We start from the raw sequence: 14265 nt of genomic DNA, 5'->3' as shown, positions 1-14265 counted from the left end.
CGGCAAAGCGTACCGGGCGTCATGGTTTACTCCATCGCTACCTTTATCGCTTCCCCGAGCTTTTGCATCACCTGCCGGTGCTTTTCATCAGGCGGCAGGGCGCAGTTGCGGTGGAGTAAGATCAAAACATGGTAAACACTACTTTATTTTTACTGGGTTCGTTTTTACTTTTAAAATCCAGACTCCTTTTGACCAGGCAGACTAACTATTCCTCGCACACTGCTTATATGTTTCAATAATGTGGTCGCACAAAGTCCCGTTTCCGTGCATGGTTACCAGAAGATTCTGGCGTGCGCGGGTAAAGCCGACATACAGACGTTTAATATCATCACTGAGATCCGAGTCGTCCCGTACTTTAGCGGCATCCATAACGGCAACCGATTGAAATTCAAGTCCTTTGCTGCTGGGTAACGGCATGACGCATAATAGATCTTTGTCGGGTGACCACTTTTTTTTATCTTCACCAGAAACAATGATTTGGTAAGGTATTTTTCGTGCAGTTAACCGGGGCTCAAGAGTGCTCGCAATACTATAAGTGGATGGACACAAGATGGCGATTTCCGCCCATGGAACTCCCTGCTGGCGTTGTTTGACAACCCAATCAAGAACATGAGTCATTTCCTCGTCCTGATTGTCAAAACAGGCTAAATCAGGATAAATTCCAGCTATGCCACCTGCATCTGGTTGTTGGTATTTAAGAGTATCATCAATGTGATTGTTAAGGTAATTGAATGCAATACTACTGGCAAAATGGAGTATTTGTCTGGTGTTACGATAATTAATATTCAATATAGTCGTACGACCAATAGCCTTTATATCGACGCTTGATAAAGTAAAGTCGAGAGATTTTTTCTTCTGATAAATTGATTGCGTATCATCATACAAAAAAAGAAGTGCATTATCTTTTTTATCCGGCATCTGAGCAAGAATTTTTAACCATTCTTGTTTAAAGTCATGCCCTTCGTCTATGAGTACAGCGCTGTACTGTTCTGATTCGATAATTCCATCTTCAAAAGCCTGTGAAAGGGTATTTTCCATCTGACTAATATAATTTTTACCCGGCGGGGGGAGTAAATTATGATTGTTCAACTGTTGATAACACCAGGAGTGAAAATGAGTAACGATAACCGGCAGACGAACATTATGCTGCTCAATAAGTGGCTTCAGTTTTCTTGCGAGAGTAATGTTGTAGCAAATGACCAGAATGGGTTTATCATTTTCGATATTATTTGCAATTTCTATACAGCGATGCAAAAGAATCAGCGTTTTTCCGGATCCAGCTACCCCATGAATAACACGATGCCCTCCTCCCATACTTCTCGCTAATTGTTCTTGCTGCCTGTCCATAATAGATATAATATCGGGCGTGTTCAGGCTAAAATTACCAGCCGCAGATTGCGTTGCAGATTTATTGATACGAACGTCAGGATAGAGATGCCATCTAATACGATCCAGCTGTTGTGGCGTAGGTTTGTAGGAAAACTTATGTTTAATAAGCTTGTTCAGGCGTAAAGATATTTTTTCCCGCGGCATGAATTCATTAATTTCATCTTTACAGATTATGTGTTCAGAAGGAAGTATTTCATTTAATTTATCAGCAGGAAAAGCCTTCTCCAGCTGCGTGCGAGTAATATTTGTAAAATAGACTCCGTAGCCGTAAGGTAATATGAAACTGCCCTGATAATCTCCGTTCTGTTGACAGAGTTGTCGATCTTTTTTTAGGTTGTCGATAGTATCAAAAGTATATTGTCGTACTTGTTCTATCGGGTTCTTGAAAGACTCAGTCCCATTTGGGGTTTCATATTGAATATTTGTCTTATTAGCGGATTTTATTTTTGTTATAAACCAATCTTTAACTTCAATGAACATTAGACCTTTATCCGGAGCGAGTATGACAAAATCTGGATGGTTATGTTTTTTACCCATCGGAGTGTCATACCAGCAGGTACAACTGTCACTGAGGCCCCCTTCGAGCAGCCTTGCCAGGCGCTTTTCGCCAGCGGTCATTTTCTCGCTACAACTATTAATCGTTGGAATGATGATTGCCATACTATGCCTATCTATTGATGTAACTAATAAATCCGGTTATGTATAATTAAAAAACTAATAAAATACGAAGCCTGCTTTTAATAATTATTTGAACCTTAACAGACAATACGGAAATGAGAAAGTAGTAGCGGGATCATGGAACGCAGGAATACATGCGCTCCCCTAATAATAAAGGGAGCGGAAAGGATTACTTCTTCAGCCCCGCGAACGCGGCTCTGATCTTCTCTTCCGGCAACTGAATGCCGATAAACACAAGCTGGCTGTGCGGCGTTTCATCGCCCCATGGTCTGTCCCAGTCGGCGCTATAGAGGCGCTGTACGCCCTGAAACAGCAGGCGGTTTGGCTCGCCTTCAATCCATAACATTCCTTTATAGCGCAGCAGCTTGTCGGCGGATTCCAGCAGCAGGTTTTCCATGACGCGGGAGACGTCGCCGATGTCCACCGGGTAGTCCAGCTCCACCACAATGGAAGAAATATCGTTCTGCTTGTCGGCGATAAAGTGAAAGCGGGGTTTAGCGCTGACTACGTTCTCTTCCAGCATAAAGCCGTTGGTGTCGAACAGCAGAGAGAGGTCAATATCACCGTGCGTCACGGTATAAACCGGGGCGCGGGCGTTGATGCGCGCCAGACGCTCGCGCAGCGCTTCGCTTTCGCCCGCGACGTCGGTTTTGGTCAGCAGGATACGATCGGCGTAGCCCACCTGCGACTGGGCGATGGTGAACTGGTTCATCTGCTCATCGGCGTGTACCGCATCGACCAGCGCAATCACGCCGTCCAGCAGATAGCGCTGGCAAATCACCTCATGGGAGAAAAAGGTCTGCACGATCGGGCCGGGATCGGCCATGCCGGTGCACTCAATCACCAGGCGGTCGAAGCTGATATTGCCCTGGTCAAGGTTATCGAGCAGATCTAACAGCGCATCTTCCAGCTCGTTAGAACGGGTGCAGCAGATGCAGCCGTTGGTCAGGGTTTTAATTTGCGTGGCGCGATCGCCAATCAGTTGATCGTCAACGGAAACTTCGCCGAACTCGTTTTCGATCACGGCAATCTTATAGCCGTGCTGCTCGTTGAGAATATGGCGCAGCAGGGTGGTCTTACCCGCGCCAAGAAAACCGGTGAGCAGGGTGACTGCAATCGGGGTCATTCACGTCTCCTTTTAACAGCAGCGCATGCCGCCTTTACCGTCGCCGCCGTAGCGCGCCTGCTGGCGCTCGCGGAAGAACTCTTCGTAAGTCATGTACGGCTGATCGGGATGGTTGGTCTTCATGTGCCCGACATAGTTGTCGTAGTCGGGAATGCCAATCAGCATCTTCGCCGCCTGACCGAGATATTTTTTTGCCTGACCTAAGTTACCAAACATTGTAGGTTCCAGATAGAAAAAGCCCGGCGGCGCTACGCTGACCGGGCCTACAGCATCGTACAGGGCGGGTCAGCGTAGCGCCACCCGGCAAAGGTTAGTGGTGCGAAGAGGTCTTCACGCCGCCTTCCGGAACCGGAACGTACGGGGTTTCTTTATCGGTACGTTTGTCGGCGTTGCGCACTTTCATCCAGGTTCTGAAACCGTAGAAGATGATGCTGTACACCACCACCAGGAACAGAATGCTCAGACCTGCGTTGGTGTAGTTATTGACCACGATGTGGTTCATATTGGCAATCTGCTGTGCGGTCAGCTCGCCGCCGTTAGCAATCTTCTCTTTGTACTGATTAGCCATATAGAAGAAGCCTTCCATCTGCGGGTTGGCGCTGAACAGCTTCAGGCCCAGCGCCCAGGTGGTGCAGATCAGCAGCCATACTGCCGGAACCACGGTCACCCAGATATATCTGGTGCGCTGCATCTTAATCAGCACCACGGTGCCCAGCACCAGCGCCACGGCGGCCAGCATCTGGTTAGAGATACCGAACAGCGGCCACAGGCTCTTCACGCCGCCCAGCGGATCGACCACGCCCTGATACAGCAGGTAGCCCCACAGGCCGACGCAGCCCGCCGTACCGATGATGCCCGCCAGCAGAGAGTCGGTTTTCTTCAGGAACGGCACGAAGTTGCCCAGCAGATCCTGCAGCATAAAGCGGCCGGAACGGGTGCCTGCATCCAGCGCGGTAAGGATGAACAGCGCTTCAAACAGAATACCAAAGTGATACCAGAAGCCCATATCCGCCATCGGCAGCACTTTGTGGAATACGTGCGCGATACCCACTGCCAGCGTCGGCGCGCCGCCAGCGCGGTTCAGAACGGACGGTTCACCGATGTCCTTCGCGGTTTGCAGGATCTGCTCCGGTGAAATCACAAAGCCCCAGGAGCTGACGGTCGCTGCCGCATGGGCGGTAACGTCTTTTAGCTGCGCCATAATCAGCGGCGCGTTTTCGCCGCCCATCTCATGCAGGTTCGGCATGGTAATGCCCAGCCCTGCCGGCGGCGTGTTCATTGCGAAGTACAGTCCCGGCTCGATGATGGAGGCCGCAACCAGCGCCATAATCGCCACAAAGGACTCCATCAGCATTGCGCCATAACCGATGAAACGGGCGTCGGTTTCACAGGCCAGCAGTTTCGGCGTGGTGCCGGAAGAGATCAGCGCGTGGAAGCCGGATACCGCGCCGCAGGCGATGGTGATGAACAGGAACGGGAACAGCGCGCCTTTCCACAGCGGGCCGGTGCCGTCGATGTACTGGGTCATCGCAGGCATTTTCAGTTCCGGATTGAGGATAACAATCCCCAGTGCCAGGCCGACGATAACGCCGATTTTCAGGAAGGTCGCCAGATAGTCGCGCGGCGCGAGGATCAGCCACACCGGCAGCAGCGCGGAAACAAACGCATAGCCGATCAGCGCGAAGGTAATGGTGGTATCTTTAAAGGTCAGCGCCGGGCCCCAGTACGGGTCGTGGGCAATCACGCCGCCGAAATAAATAGAAGCGACCAACAGCACAATGCCAATCACCGAGACTTCACCCACGCGTCCCGGACGCAGGAAGCGCATGTAGATGCCCATAAACAGCGCGATAGGCACGGTTGAGCAGACGGTGAACACCCCCCACGGGCTTTCGGCCAGCGCTTTCACCACGATCAGCGCCAGCACGGCGAGGATAATGATCATGATCAGGAAGCAGCCAAACAGCGCCATGGTGCCCGGCACCGGACCCATCTCTTCTTTGATCATCTCACCAAGAGACGCGCCGTTGCGGCGGGAAGAGATAAACAGCACCATAAAGTCCTGCACCGCACCGGCGAGCACCACGCCCGCCAGCAGCCACAGGGTGCCCGGCAGGTAGCCCATCTGCGCGGCGAGTACCGGGCCGACCAGCGGACCGGCGCCAGCGATAGCGGCGAAGTGGTGGCCGAACAGCACATAGCGGTTGGTCGGCACATAGTTCAGGCCGTCGTTATTAATGACCGCAGGCGTCGCGCGCGTCGGGTCGAGTTTCATCACCTTCTGGGCGATGTACAGACTGTAGTAGCGGTAAGCCACCAGATAGACCGACACGGAAGCGACCACGATCCACAGGGCGCTGACGTGTTCACCCCGACGTAAGGCCACTACCGAGAGGCAGAAGGCCCCGATGATCCCGAGGATCACCCAGGGTATGTGCTTGAATATCTTTTTCGTATCCATAGTAAAACCTGGTTTTTTTAGATTAATCACAGGCCGAAGCCGTTTGGTTTGGGTTGCGGTTGAAGAGGTAAAGTGACTGCTATGCTGGAGCGATCTTGCCAGAGGTACGCGCGCGTAAAGTAAGGTAAATAGATAAGCGGTCAAATGTAGAGTTAAGCGGTCAGAAGTGTCAGTAAGCGGTAAAGAGGATCGGCGGGCAGAGAATATTATGTGACTGAGATCACCATGATAAATCCTGTGTCCCTGCGCGATTACCGTCTACGCTTATTGCCGACAACATCAGAAGGAGAAGAACATGGAAACGGTCACCCTCGCATTATCTGAGGCTTACGCACTGTCACGCGAACTGCTGTGCAGAAATGGCTTTAGCGCCGAACACGCGGATGCCATCGCGCGTAACGTCACGGCGGGTGAACGCGACGGCTGCGCGTCACATGGCCTGTGGCGCCTGCTGGGGATTGTCGATACCCTGCGCAAAGGGAAAGTCTCCGCCGATGCGCGTCCGGCGATTACCGACCAGGCGCCCGCGATTGTCAAAGCCGACGCGGGCGGCGCCTTCTCGATGCTGGCCTGTGAGCAGGCGCTGCCGCTGCTTATCTGTAAAGCGAAAACGTGCGGCATTGCGGCGCTGGCGATTAACCGCTGCGTCCATTTCTCCGCCCTGTTTGCCGATATTGAACCGCTGACCGACGCCGGGCTGGTCGGCTATGCCTGTACGCCAGGCCACGCTTGGGTCGCCCCGGCTGGCGGCACCCGCCCGCTGTTTGGCACCAACCCGATCGCCTTTGGTTGGCCGCGCAAAGGCAAACCGCCGTATCTGTTTGACATGGCGACCAGCGCGGCGGCGCGAGGGGAAATCCAGCTCCATTTACGCGCCGGAAAGCCGATTCCCGAAGGCTGGGGCATCGACAGCGAAGGGCAACCCTCCACCGATCCGCAGGCGGTACTGGACGGCGCGATGCTGCCCTTTGGCGGCTATAAAGGCTCGGCGTTTGCCGCGATGGTGGAACTGCTGGCCGGGCCGCTGATTGGCGATATGACCAGCGCGGAATCGCTGGCCCGGGACGAAGGCGCAGGCGGTCTGCCCTACGGCGGCGAACTGATCCTGGCGCTCGATCCTGCCCGCTTCCTCGGCGAAGAGGCCGACAGGCATCTGGATCGCGCAGAGACGCTGTTTGCCTCCATGCAGGCGCAGGGGGCGCGGCTGCCCGGCGAGCGCCGTTTTCAGGCGCGGGAAAAGAGCCAGAATGCGGGCGTAACGATCGACCGCAAGCTGTTTGATGACATTTCTGCGCTGATGTAAATTTTCAGGCGAGGCCGCCTCGCCTGCCTGCTGCTTATCAGAACAGGGTATCCAGCTCTTCGAGGACGTTATAGTCATCGTCTGCCAGCAGCAGCGTTTTCCATTTATCAAAGGTCAGGCAGGGGTGAGAGGTGCCGAAAACGAGAATATCACCTACCTGAATGTCGCTTCCCGCCTCCAGCTGCAACATGCAGTGCTGATCCATAATTCCCACGCTTGTCACTTTTCGCGCATCGAAAGCGCGCGCTTTTCCGTTACGGTAGTGGGCAACCGGCTGTGGTAAACCCGCATCGAAGGCGCAGTCTCGTTTGCCGAAATTGACGATGGCGCGCCGGGATTCCGGCACGGATTGCACCAGCGCGATCAGTTCCAGCGCGGAGGTGAGATCGCCACCCAGATCGCAGGCGATACGGTCGCGAGCCTTCAGTTGTTGCTGCGCTTCAGCGTAAATGCCCTGGTCGTGGGTGATATAACAGCCCGGACGTATGACAATCCGGCAATTTGCCGGTTTATTCGCCGCAAGCCAGATATTACATACCACGTCATACCAGACGGTACCTGCGCCGGTAAGAATAAATTCGCCTTCCACATACCCTGCCATTGCGCAGGCCAGGCTTGCCGCTTCACGCAGAAGAGCTTCAACCTGCGGCTGCGGATTGTCGCCGTGTAATACGCCCTCATACAGCTCCAGCCCGCGCAGGCGCAGGGAGGGGAATTGCGAGACCTGCCGCGCCAGCGTGAGCGCGGCATCCGCCCCGCGACAGCCGCAGCGTCCGCCCTCTACGCCAAGCTCGATCATCACGTCGAGCGTCTGCTGGCGTTGCGCGAAAAAGGCCGCCAGTTCGCGAACGTTTTCGGGGCTATCGACACAGCAAATGAAATCTGCGGCGGGATAGTGCGCTTTTAATTGTGAAATCAGCAGCATATTGGCTTTACCGACTAACTGATTCACCATCAGGACGCGCTGGATCCCGCTTGCCATCGCGGCGCTTGCCTGCCACGCGCTCCCGACGCCAATCGCCCACGCGCCTGCTGCCTGTTGCGCCTGAAAAATCCACGGCGTCATGGTGGTTTTACCGTGCGGCGCTAGAGAGACGCCGCGGGCGTCCGCATAGCGTTGCATCCAGCCAATATTATTCTCAATGGCCGATTTTTTGACGATCGCCGCAGGCAGACATATGTCCTCGTTGATCACGCAGGCGGGGGTTTGCATCAGCGCGGATTTATGGGCAACTAACGTATCGGAATGATATTTCATAACATTAACCTTTTTGGTTTTCACGTTGTGAGGGTATGGGTATCATTTTTAATTTATTGAAAAATAATGATTATTATATTTTATTTTCATCTTTATGAATAAAAGTATCATAAATTTATATGGATTTTGCGTAGTTTTCCACTGTTTTGCTCGTCTGTAAATGGTTTACTTGTTGCCATAGCAGAAAGGGAGCAATGAGAAATGAAGGTTGACTGGCTATTCAAAAATGTGACGGTAATTGATGGCAGCGGGGGGCCTCAGTATCGCGGTGATGTTGCGATTACAGGCGACAGAATTGTTGAGATCGCTCCGTCGATTAACGCTGAGGCAGACCGGACGATCGATGGCGAGGGTCAGGTGCTGGCGCCGGGTTTCATCGACGTCCACACGCATGACGATATCAACGTTATTCGTATGCCGGAATATCTGCCGAAAATCAGTCAGGGGATCACCACCATCATCGTGGGTAACTGCGGGATCAGCGCGGCGGCGGCGAAAATGAAAGGCGATGTTCCCGATCCGATGAATTTACTGGGTGAGGCGGAACACTTTATCTATCCGACCGTGGACGCCTACGCCCGCGCCGTCGAAGCGGCTCAGCCCGCGCTGAACGTCGGGACGCTGATAGGCCATACCGCGCTGCGTAATAATCATATGGACGATCTCTTCCGTCCGGCTACCGCCGCTGAAATTAGCGCCATGCGTCAGGACTTGCGCGCGGCGCTGAAGCAGGGGGCGCTGGGGATGAGTACAGGTCTTGCCTACGCCACGGCATTCGAATCCACAACGGAAGAGGTGATGGCGCTGGCGGAAGAGCTTTCCGCAGAGAGCGGTCTTTATACCACTCACTTACGTTCAGAGTTTGAGCCTATTCTGGATGCGCTGGATGAAGCCTTCCGTATTGGCCGACATGCGCAGGTGCCCGTTGTGGTTTCTCACCATAAATGCGCCGGGGCGAAAAACTGGGGACGTACCGTTGAAACGCTGGCCTTCTTCGACAAAATGCGCCAGCGGCAGGACATTGGCTGTGACTGTTACCCCTACTCGGCAAGCTCCTCCACGCTGGATTTAAAGCAGGTCACGGATGAGTTCGACATCGTCATTACCTGGTCTGAGCCCCATCCGGAGCAGGCGGGGAAAAAGCTGCAGCGCATCGCCGATGAGTGGCGGATGAGTATGCCGGAGGCGGCGAAATTATTGATGCCAGCCGGCGCGATCTACTACAACATGAGTGAACAGGATGTACGACGCGTCCTGCGCTATCCGCTGACGATGATTGGCTCTGACGGCCTGCCCAACGATCCCATGCCTCACCCGCGCCTGTGGGGCGCATTTCCCAGGGTGCTGGGGCATTACTGCCGGGATGAAAAATTGTTTCCGCTGACGACCGCGATCCACAAAATGACCGGCCTTTCGGCTGCGCGTTTTCAGCTGCCCGAACGCGGCCTGATAAAAGTGGGTTACTACGCCGATGTCGTGCTGTTTGACCCGGCCGCCGTGCGGGACGCCGCCAGTTTTACCGATCCCAAACAACCCGCCGAAGGCATTAACGCCGTTATGGTCAATGGCGTGATGAGTTACGGAAAAGACAAACATATCACTGGCCGCGCAGGCCGTTTTCTGCGACGCCAGCCTCAGTCTGGCAAGGAGTAAAAATGCATATCAAACGTTATGGTACAGAGGGTGGAACAGGCACCGGCGGGCAGCATCTGCCGTTTGCCAGGGCGGTCGAAGCGGGGGGATGGCTGTATGTCTCCGGCCAGACGCCAATGAAAAATGGCGAAGTGGTCGAAGGGGGAATCGTTGAGCAATCGCGTCTGGCGATACAGAATTGTATCGATATTATGACCGAAGCCGGTTATACCCTCGCAGATGTCGTCCACGTTAAGGTGATTCTGACTGACTCACGCTATTTCCAGTCGTTCAATAAAGTCTTTAGGGAATTTTTTGGTGAACATCCTCCGGCGCGAATTTGCTGCGTGGCGGATCTTGTCGTCGATTGCAAAGTTGAAGTTGATGTAACCTGTTTTAGCGCGACGCGCGGATAACCAGAAAATTAAAAAAGCAGAACATTACTGAGCGCTGAATTCATTCAGCGCTCCTCGTACCCTTACATTTTTTTTACTACTGGCAGGATGTGAATTATGAACAGTCATATCTTTTTAGTCGGCTTTATTATTTACGCCATCGCGATGATTTGGCTTGGCTGGTATGTCTCGCGTAATCAAAAAAGCGGCGAAGATTTTTTACTGGGCGGTCGCTCTTTACCCTTATTTCTGACCCTGGGTTCCACCGTGGCGACGATGGTGGGGACTGGCTCCAGTATGGGCGCGGTAGGCTTTGGTTATACCAACGGCTGGGCGGGAATGCTCTATGGTCTTGGCGGCGCGGTTGGCATTTTGCTGGTGGCCTGGCTGTTTGCGCCGGTGCGTAAAATGCGTTTTATGACCATGAGCGAAGAACTTTCTTATTATACCGGCGGCAGTCACTTAATTAAAAATATTGTCGGTCTGATGATATTTATTGCCTCTATTGGCTGGCTCGGCGCCCATATTTTAGGGGGGAGCATGTATCTCGCCTGGGCGACGGGAATCGATCTGACCCTGGCGAAATTAATTATCGCGCTGGCGTTTGCCATTTACGTCATTATTGGCGGCTATTCGGCAGTCGTCTGGACGGATACCATCCAGGCGCTGATTCTGTTTTTTGGTTTTATTCTTATGGCGGTTCTCGCGGTGATGCATGTCGGAGGATGGAGCGCCATTGAGCAGTCGATGGACCCCAAAGCGATGAGCCTGTTCGCTATCGATAAAATGGGCGCGTTGCCAGCCTTATCCCTGGCGCTGGTGATCGGCGTCGGCGTCCTGGCGACCCCCTCTTATCGGCAGCGTATTTATTCGGGTAAAGATATTCCGTCGGTCCGTCGCTCATTTATTTATACCGGCGTGCTGTATCTGTTCTTTTCTATTCTGCCTGCCATTATCGGGATGGCGGCCTATACCATGAACCCGGAGCTGGAGAACAGCAACTACGCGTTCCTGTTTGCCACCAGCTTTCTGCCGCCGCTGCTGGCCCTGGTGGTGCTGATTGCCGGGCTGTCGGCCACGATGTCTTCCGCCAGTTCTGATGCCATTGCTGCCGTCGCCATCATGATGCGCGACGTTTACACCATCGTAACCGGCAGAATGCCGCCGGAACATCGGGCGATTACCCTGTCTCGTTGGATGCTGACCTTTGTCATTGGCCTGGCGCTGATATTCGCCCTGACCTCAAACGATATCATCAGCTATATCACCAAAATGATCTCCATGCTGATGTCCGGTCTGTTTGTCTGTTCCATTCTCGGTCGCTTCTGGCTGCGCTTTAACTGGCAGGGGGCGCTGGCCGCGCTGGTCTGCGGCATGCTGGTTTCTTTACTGATTCTGCTTAACCCGACGTGGCTGGCGTACTGGGGAAATCCCTGCATTCCTTCCGTGCTGGGCAGTCTGGTCTCTGCTGTGCTGGTGACGCTACTGACGCCAGCCAACAAAATCAGCCGCGAAGAAGCGCTGGCGATGATTACCCATGAGCGTGAAAACCAGAGCATCCCGGTAACCGGCGGAAAGGCGGAAAAAGCATGATGCAAAATGAGTATATCGCCGTTGACTGGGGCTCTACGCATCTGCGGGCATGGCATATCCGGCATCAGACCATCGTGAATCGCCTGCAACTGCCGATGGGGGTGACGCAATGGGGAACATTAACTGCGGCGGAGGTTTTTAGCCAGCATATCGCGCCGTGGCGCAATAACGCAGCGGTGCCGGTGGTGATGGCCGGAATGATTGGCAGCGAGGCGGGATGGCACCCTGTTCCGTATGTTGCTTGCCCGGTCCGGCTCGCCTCTTTACGCCAGCAGCTTTGCGCGGTCGGCGACAGAGTGTGGATTGTACCGGGCCTGAAAGTCGAGCGTGCAGAGAGTTGTAGCGTCATGCGCGGTGAGGAGACACAGCTGCTGGGCGCGATGCAACGCTTACCTTCAGAGTGTTATGTGATGCCTGGCACCCACTGTAAATGGGTGCAGGTGCGGGAGGGGCAGGTCAGCCATTTTGAAACCGTGATGACCGGGGAGTTGCATCATCTGCTGCAGCGCTATTCGCTGCTGGGGAAAGGTTTACCCGCGCAGCGGCCTGACGAGGCGGCATTTAGCCAGGGTCTGGAGAAGGGGATGCGCTCGCCGTCGCTGCTGCCGGAACTGCTTGAAACCCGCGCCGCGTGGGTGCTGAACAGGCTGCCGCGGGAATCGGTGGCGGATTATTTATCGGGCCTGCTGATTGGCGCAGAGGTCGCGGCGCAATGTCGCCTCTGGCAACCGGCTTCGGTAACGCTGGTGGGGAGCGAGTCGCTGAATGAGCGTTACCGGCAGGCTTTCGCCCGCAGAGGGATCGAGGTCTCCGTCTGTGACGGCGATGAGGCGTTTTTACAGGGCGTAAGGAGTCTTCTTCATGCAGGATAATAAACTGGTGGCGATTCTGCGGGGGATTACCCCGGCGGAAGTCGATGCGCACATTGATGCTTTACTCGCCGCGGGGTTTCGCTATATCGAGATCCCGTTAAATTCACCCGACTGGCAGGAGAGTATTCCGCGGGCGATCGCGCGGGCGGGCGAAAAGGCGATGATTGGCGCCGGTACCGTGCTGCGGCCTGAGCAGGTGGACAGCCTGGCGAAAATGGGGGCGAAGCTGATCGTCACGCCGAATATTCAGCCGGCGGTGATCCGCCAGGCGGTAAGCTACGGCATGGTGGTCTGTCCGGGGTGCGCAACGGCAACGGAAGCCTTCACCGCGCTGGATGCGGGGGCGCAGTGGCTGAAAATATTCCCTTCAGCGGCTTTTGGCCCTGCTTATATCAGGGCCCTGAAGGCGGTGCTGCCGCCCGCAATACCCGTGCTGGCCGTCGGGGGCGTCACCCCCGATAATCTGGCGGATTATCTGGCGGCAGGCTGCGCCGGTGCGGGAACGGGCAGCGATCTCTATCAGCCGGGGCAGAGCGTCGCCCGGACGCAGGCGCAGGCGGCACGCTTTATGGCTGCCTGGCGGGCGGCGCATTAATCGCCAAGCGGTTGGCGATTTTCGCCGCCGCGATGGCTGTCTAACGCCAGTTTGATGCGGCGCAGTCGATCTTTCGCCTGCGCTTTATTGGTCATCGCCAGTTCGGTGGCGAGGACATCCACCATCGCCAGCATGGCATAACGGGAAGGGCTGGGTTTAAAGATATAGTCATTCTCTTCGACGATCAGCGGCAGCACCAGATCGGCCTGTTCGGTCAGGGGCGTTTCCGGCGGGGTAATGGCAATCACTTTTGCGCCATACTGTCTGGCTATCGCGGCGCTTTCAAGAATTTCAGGCGTATAGCCGCCAAGCGACAGCGCAATAACCACATCCTGCGGCGCGACCGCTGAACACATCATTCTCATCATCAACGCGTCGCTTTGGCTCACTACCGGCAACCCGAGGCGGAACAGCCGGTACTGGATTTCCTGCGCGCAGATGGTGGAGCCGCCGCCGGTGCCGATGGCGAGGATTTGCCGCGCCTGGTTGAGCCAGCTTACCGCCTGGCTGATGGATTTTGTCTGCAACGCCCGGCGATTGGTATCCAGTACGCTGATAATAGATTCGTAAATTCCCTGCACTCCATCGAGATCGGGCACATCGAGGATAAAACGTTGCCCAACGGCCAGGGATTGCGCCAGCTTAACCTTCAGCTCCCTGACATCTTTACAGCCCAGCGCTCTGGCGAAACGGGTCACCGAGGCCTGGCTGGTTTCCGTCAAACGCGCCAGCTCGGCAATCGGCAGTTCTACCGCCGTCGCCACATCATCAAGAATGAATTGCGCAATGCGTTTTTCCGTGGCGGTTAGCGCCATAAAGCGCTCTGTAATGCAGGAGATGATATCGATGGTATAGGCCATAAGGGATCGCATGGTTATAAATCATTGGTACTTTGTACCATAAAAATCGCGTTACGTTGCGTTTCCTGTGATACCGATCGCGATTGCATAAAGTTTTCTTTTT

At 54.6% G+C, this 14265-nt stretch carries 12 protein-coding genes and 1 pseudogene; 6 read left to right on the top strand and 7 right to left on the bottom strand.

Annotated features, from left to right (window positions below; translation table 11 throughout):
* Positions 1 to 26 precede the first annotated feature (26 nt).
* The 5 genes and pseudogenes from K7R23_RS02300 to btsT form a co-directional block, all read right to left on the bottom strand.
* Positions 27 to 107: pseudogene (locus K7R23_RS02300) on the bottom strand (hypothetical protein); the annotation flags it as partial.
* Between the two features lie 94 nt (positions 108 to 201).
* On the bottom strand, positions 202 to 2049 hold the full coding sequence (locus tag K7R23_RS02295) for a UvrD-helicase domain-containing protein (RefSeq protein ID WP_012908693.1): 1848 nt from the start codon (positions 2047 to 2049) through the stop codon (positions 202 to 204).
* A 187-nt stretch (positions 2050 to 2236) separates the two neighbouring features.
* Positions 2237 to 3193 (bottom strand): GTPase, encoded by a 957-nt coding sequence (gene yjiA / locus K7R23_RS02290; protein WP_012908694.1) that lies wholly within the window; start codon positions 3191 to 3193, stop codon positions 2237 to 2239.
* A gap of 12 nt (positions 3194 to 3205) precedes the next feature.
* On the bottom strand, positions 3206 to 3409 hold the full coding sequence (locus tag K7R23_RS02285) for a YbdD/YjiX family protein (RefSeq protein ID WP_012908695.1): 204 nt from the start codon (positions 3407 to 3409) through the stop codon (positions 3206 to 3208).
* Positions 3410 to 3503: 94 nt separating this feature from the next.
* A complete protein-coding gene (gene btsT / locus K7R23_RS02280) occupies positions 3504 to 5654 on the bottom strand; it encodes a pyruvate/proton symporter BtsT (RefSeq protein WP_012908696.1) in 2151 nt (716 codons plus the stop codon).
* A 295-nt stretch (positions 5655 to 5949) separates the two neighbouring features.
* Here btsT and K7R23_RS02275 point away from each other — a divergent pair, with 295 nt between their 5' ends.
* Positions 5950 to 6957 carry an Ldh family oxidoreductase gene (locus K7R23_RS02275; RefSeq protein ID WP_012908697.1) on the top strand — a complete coding sequence of 336 codons (1008 nt, stop codon included), beginning with the start codon at positions 5950 to 5952 and terminating at the stop codon, positions 6955 to 6957.
* Between the two features lie 37 nt (positions 6958 to 6994).
* Here the strand turns inward: K7R23_RS02275 and K7R23_RS02270 are convergent, their stop codons facing one another.
* A complete protein-coding gene (locus K7R23_RS02270) occupies positions 6995 to 8215 on the bottom strand; it encodes an amino acid deaminase (protein ID WP_012908698.1) in 1221 nt (406 codons plus the stop codon).
* 201 nt (positions 8216 to 8416) lie between these two features.
* Here K7R23_RS02270 and K7R23_RS02265 point away from each other — a divergent pair, with 201 nt between their 5' ends.
* The 5 genes from K7R23_RS02265 (at position 8417) to K7R23_RS02245 (ending at position 13302) form a co-directional block, all read left to right on the top strand.
* Entirely contained in the window at positions 8417 to 9868 is a 1452-nt protein-coding gene (locus tag K7R23_RS02265; protein ID WP_012908699.1) for an N-acyl-D-amino-acid deacylase family protein, read from the top strand.
* A gap of 2 nt (positions 9869 to 9870) precedes the next feature.
* Positions 9871 to 10263: a RidA family protein gene (locus K7R23_RS02260; protein ID WP_012908700.1), complete on the top strand. Its 393-nt coding sequence runs from the start codon at positions 9871 to 9873 to the stop codon at positions 10261 to 10263.
* A gap of 96 nt (positions 10264 to 10359) precedes the next feature.
* Complete coding sequence (locus tag K7R23_RS02255) at positions 10360 to 11835, top strand: sodium:solute symporter family protein (protein ID WP_012908701.1); 1476 nt, start codon at positions 10360 to 10362, stop codon at positions 11833 to 11835.
* Positions 11835 to 12707 carry a 2-dehydro-3-deoxygalactonokinase gene (locus K7R23_RS02250; protein ID WP_012908702.1) on the top strand — a complete coding sequence of 291 codons (873 nt, stop codon included), beginning with the start codon at positions 11835 to 11837 and terminating at the stop codon, positions 12705 to 12707. Before K7R23_RS02255 ends, K7R23_RS02250 begins: the two co-directional genes overlap by 1 nt.
* A complete protein-coding gene (locus K7R23_RS02245) occupies positions 12697 to 13302 on the top strand; it encodes a 2-dehydro-3-deoxy-6-phosphogalactonate aldolase (RefSeq protein ID WP_012908703.1) in 606 nt (201 codons plus the stop codon). The genes K7R23_RS02250 and K7R23_RS02245 overlap by 11 nt, the downstream gene beginning before the upstream one ends.
* Here K7R23_RS02245 and K7R23_RS02240 read toward each other — a convergent pair.
* Positions 13299 to 14162: a MurR/RpiR family transcriptional regulator gene (locus K7R23_RS02240; RefSeq protein ID WP_012908704.1), complete on the bottom strand. Its 864-nt coding sequence runs from the start codon at positions 14160 to 14162 to the stop codon at positions 13299 to 13301. The two genes, K7R23_RS02245 and K7R23_RS02240, sit on opposite strands and share 4 nt — an antisense overlap.
* Positions 14163 to 14265 lie beyond the last annotated feature (103 nt).

Source organism: Citrobacter rodentium NBRC 105723 = DSM 16636 (assembly GCF_021278985.1).
Lineage (GTDB): Bacteria > Pseudomonadota > Gammaproteobacteria > Enterobacterales > Enterobacteriaceae > Citrobacter_A > Citrobacter_A rodentium.
Note: the sequence above shows the minus strand (reverse complement) of the source record. Positions and strands in the feature narration are given on the sequence as shown.

Bases quoted from the DNA above. Each gene is read 5' to 3' on its own strand.
- K7R23_RS02265 (WP_012908699.1), top strand. From the start codon at position 8,417: ATGAAGGTTGACTGGCTATTCAAAAATGTGACGGTAATTGATGGCAGC.
- K7R23_RS02270 (WP_012908698.1), bottom strand. From the start codon at position 8,215: ATGAAATATCATTCCGATACGTTAGTTGCCCATAAATCCGCGCTGATG.
- K7R23_RS02255 (WP_012908701.1), top strand. From the start codon at position 10,360: ATGAACAGTCATATCTTTTTAGTCGGCTTTATTATTTACGCCATCGCG.
- btsT (WP_012908696.1), bottom strand. From the start codon at position 5,654: ATGGATACGAAAAAGATATTCAAGCACATACCCTGGGTGATCCTCGGG.
- K7R23_RS02245 (WP_012908703.1), top strand. From the start codon at position 12,697: ATGCAGGATAATAAACTGGTGGCGATTCTGCGGGGGATTACCCCGGCG.
- K7R23_RS02285 (WP_012908695.1), bottom strand. From the start codon at position 3,409: ATGTTTGGTAACTTAGGTCAGGCAAAAAAATATCTCGGTCAGGCGGCG.
- K7R23_RS02275 (WP_012908697.1), top strand. From the start codon at position 5,950: ATGGAAACGGTCACCCTCGCATTATCTGAGGCTTACGCACTGTCACGC.
- K7R23_RS02240 (WP_012908704.1), bottom strand. From the start codon at position 14,162: ATGGCCTATACCATCGATATCATCTCCTGCATTACAGAGCGCTTTATG.
- K7R23_RS02250 (WP_012908702.1), top strand. From the start codon at position 11,835: ATGCAAAATGAGTATATCGCCGTTGACTGGGGCTCTACGCATCTGCGG.
- yjiA (WP_012908694.1), bottom strand. From the start codon at position 3,193: ATGACCCCGATTGCAGTCACCCTGCTCACCGGTTTTCTTGGCGCGGGT.
- K7R23_RS02260 (WP_012908700.1), top strand. From the start codon at position 9,871: ATGCATATCAAACGTTATGGTACAGAGGGTGGAACAGGCACCGGCGGG.
- K7R23_RS02295 (WP_012908693.1), bottom strand. From the start codon at position 2,049: ATGGCAATCATCATTCCAACGATTAATAGTTGTAGCGAGAAAATGACC.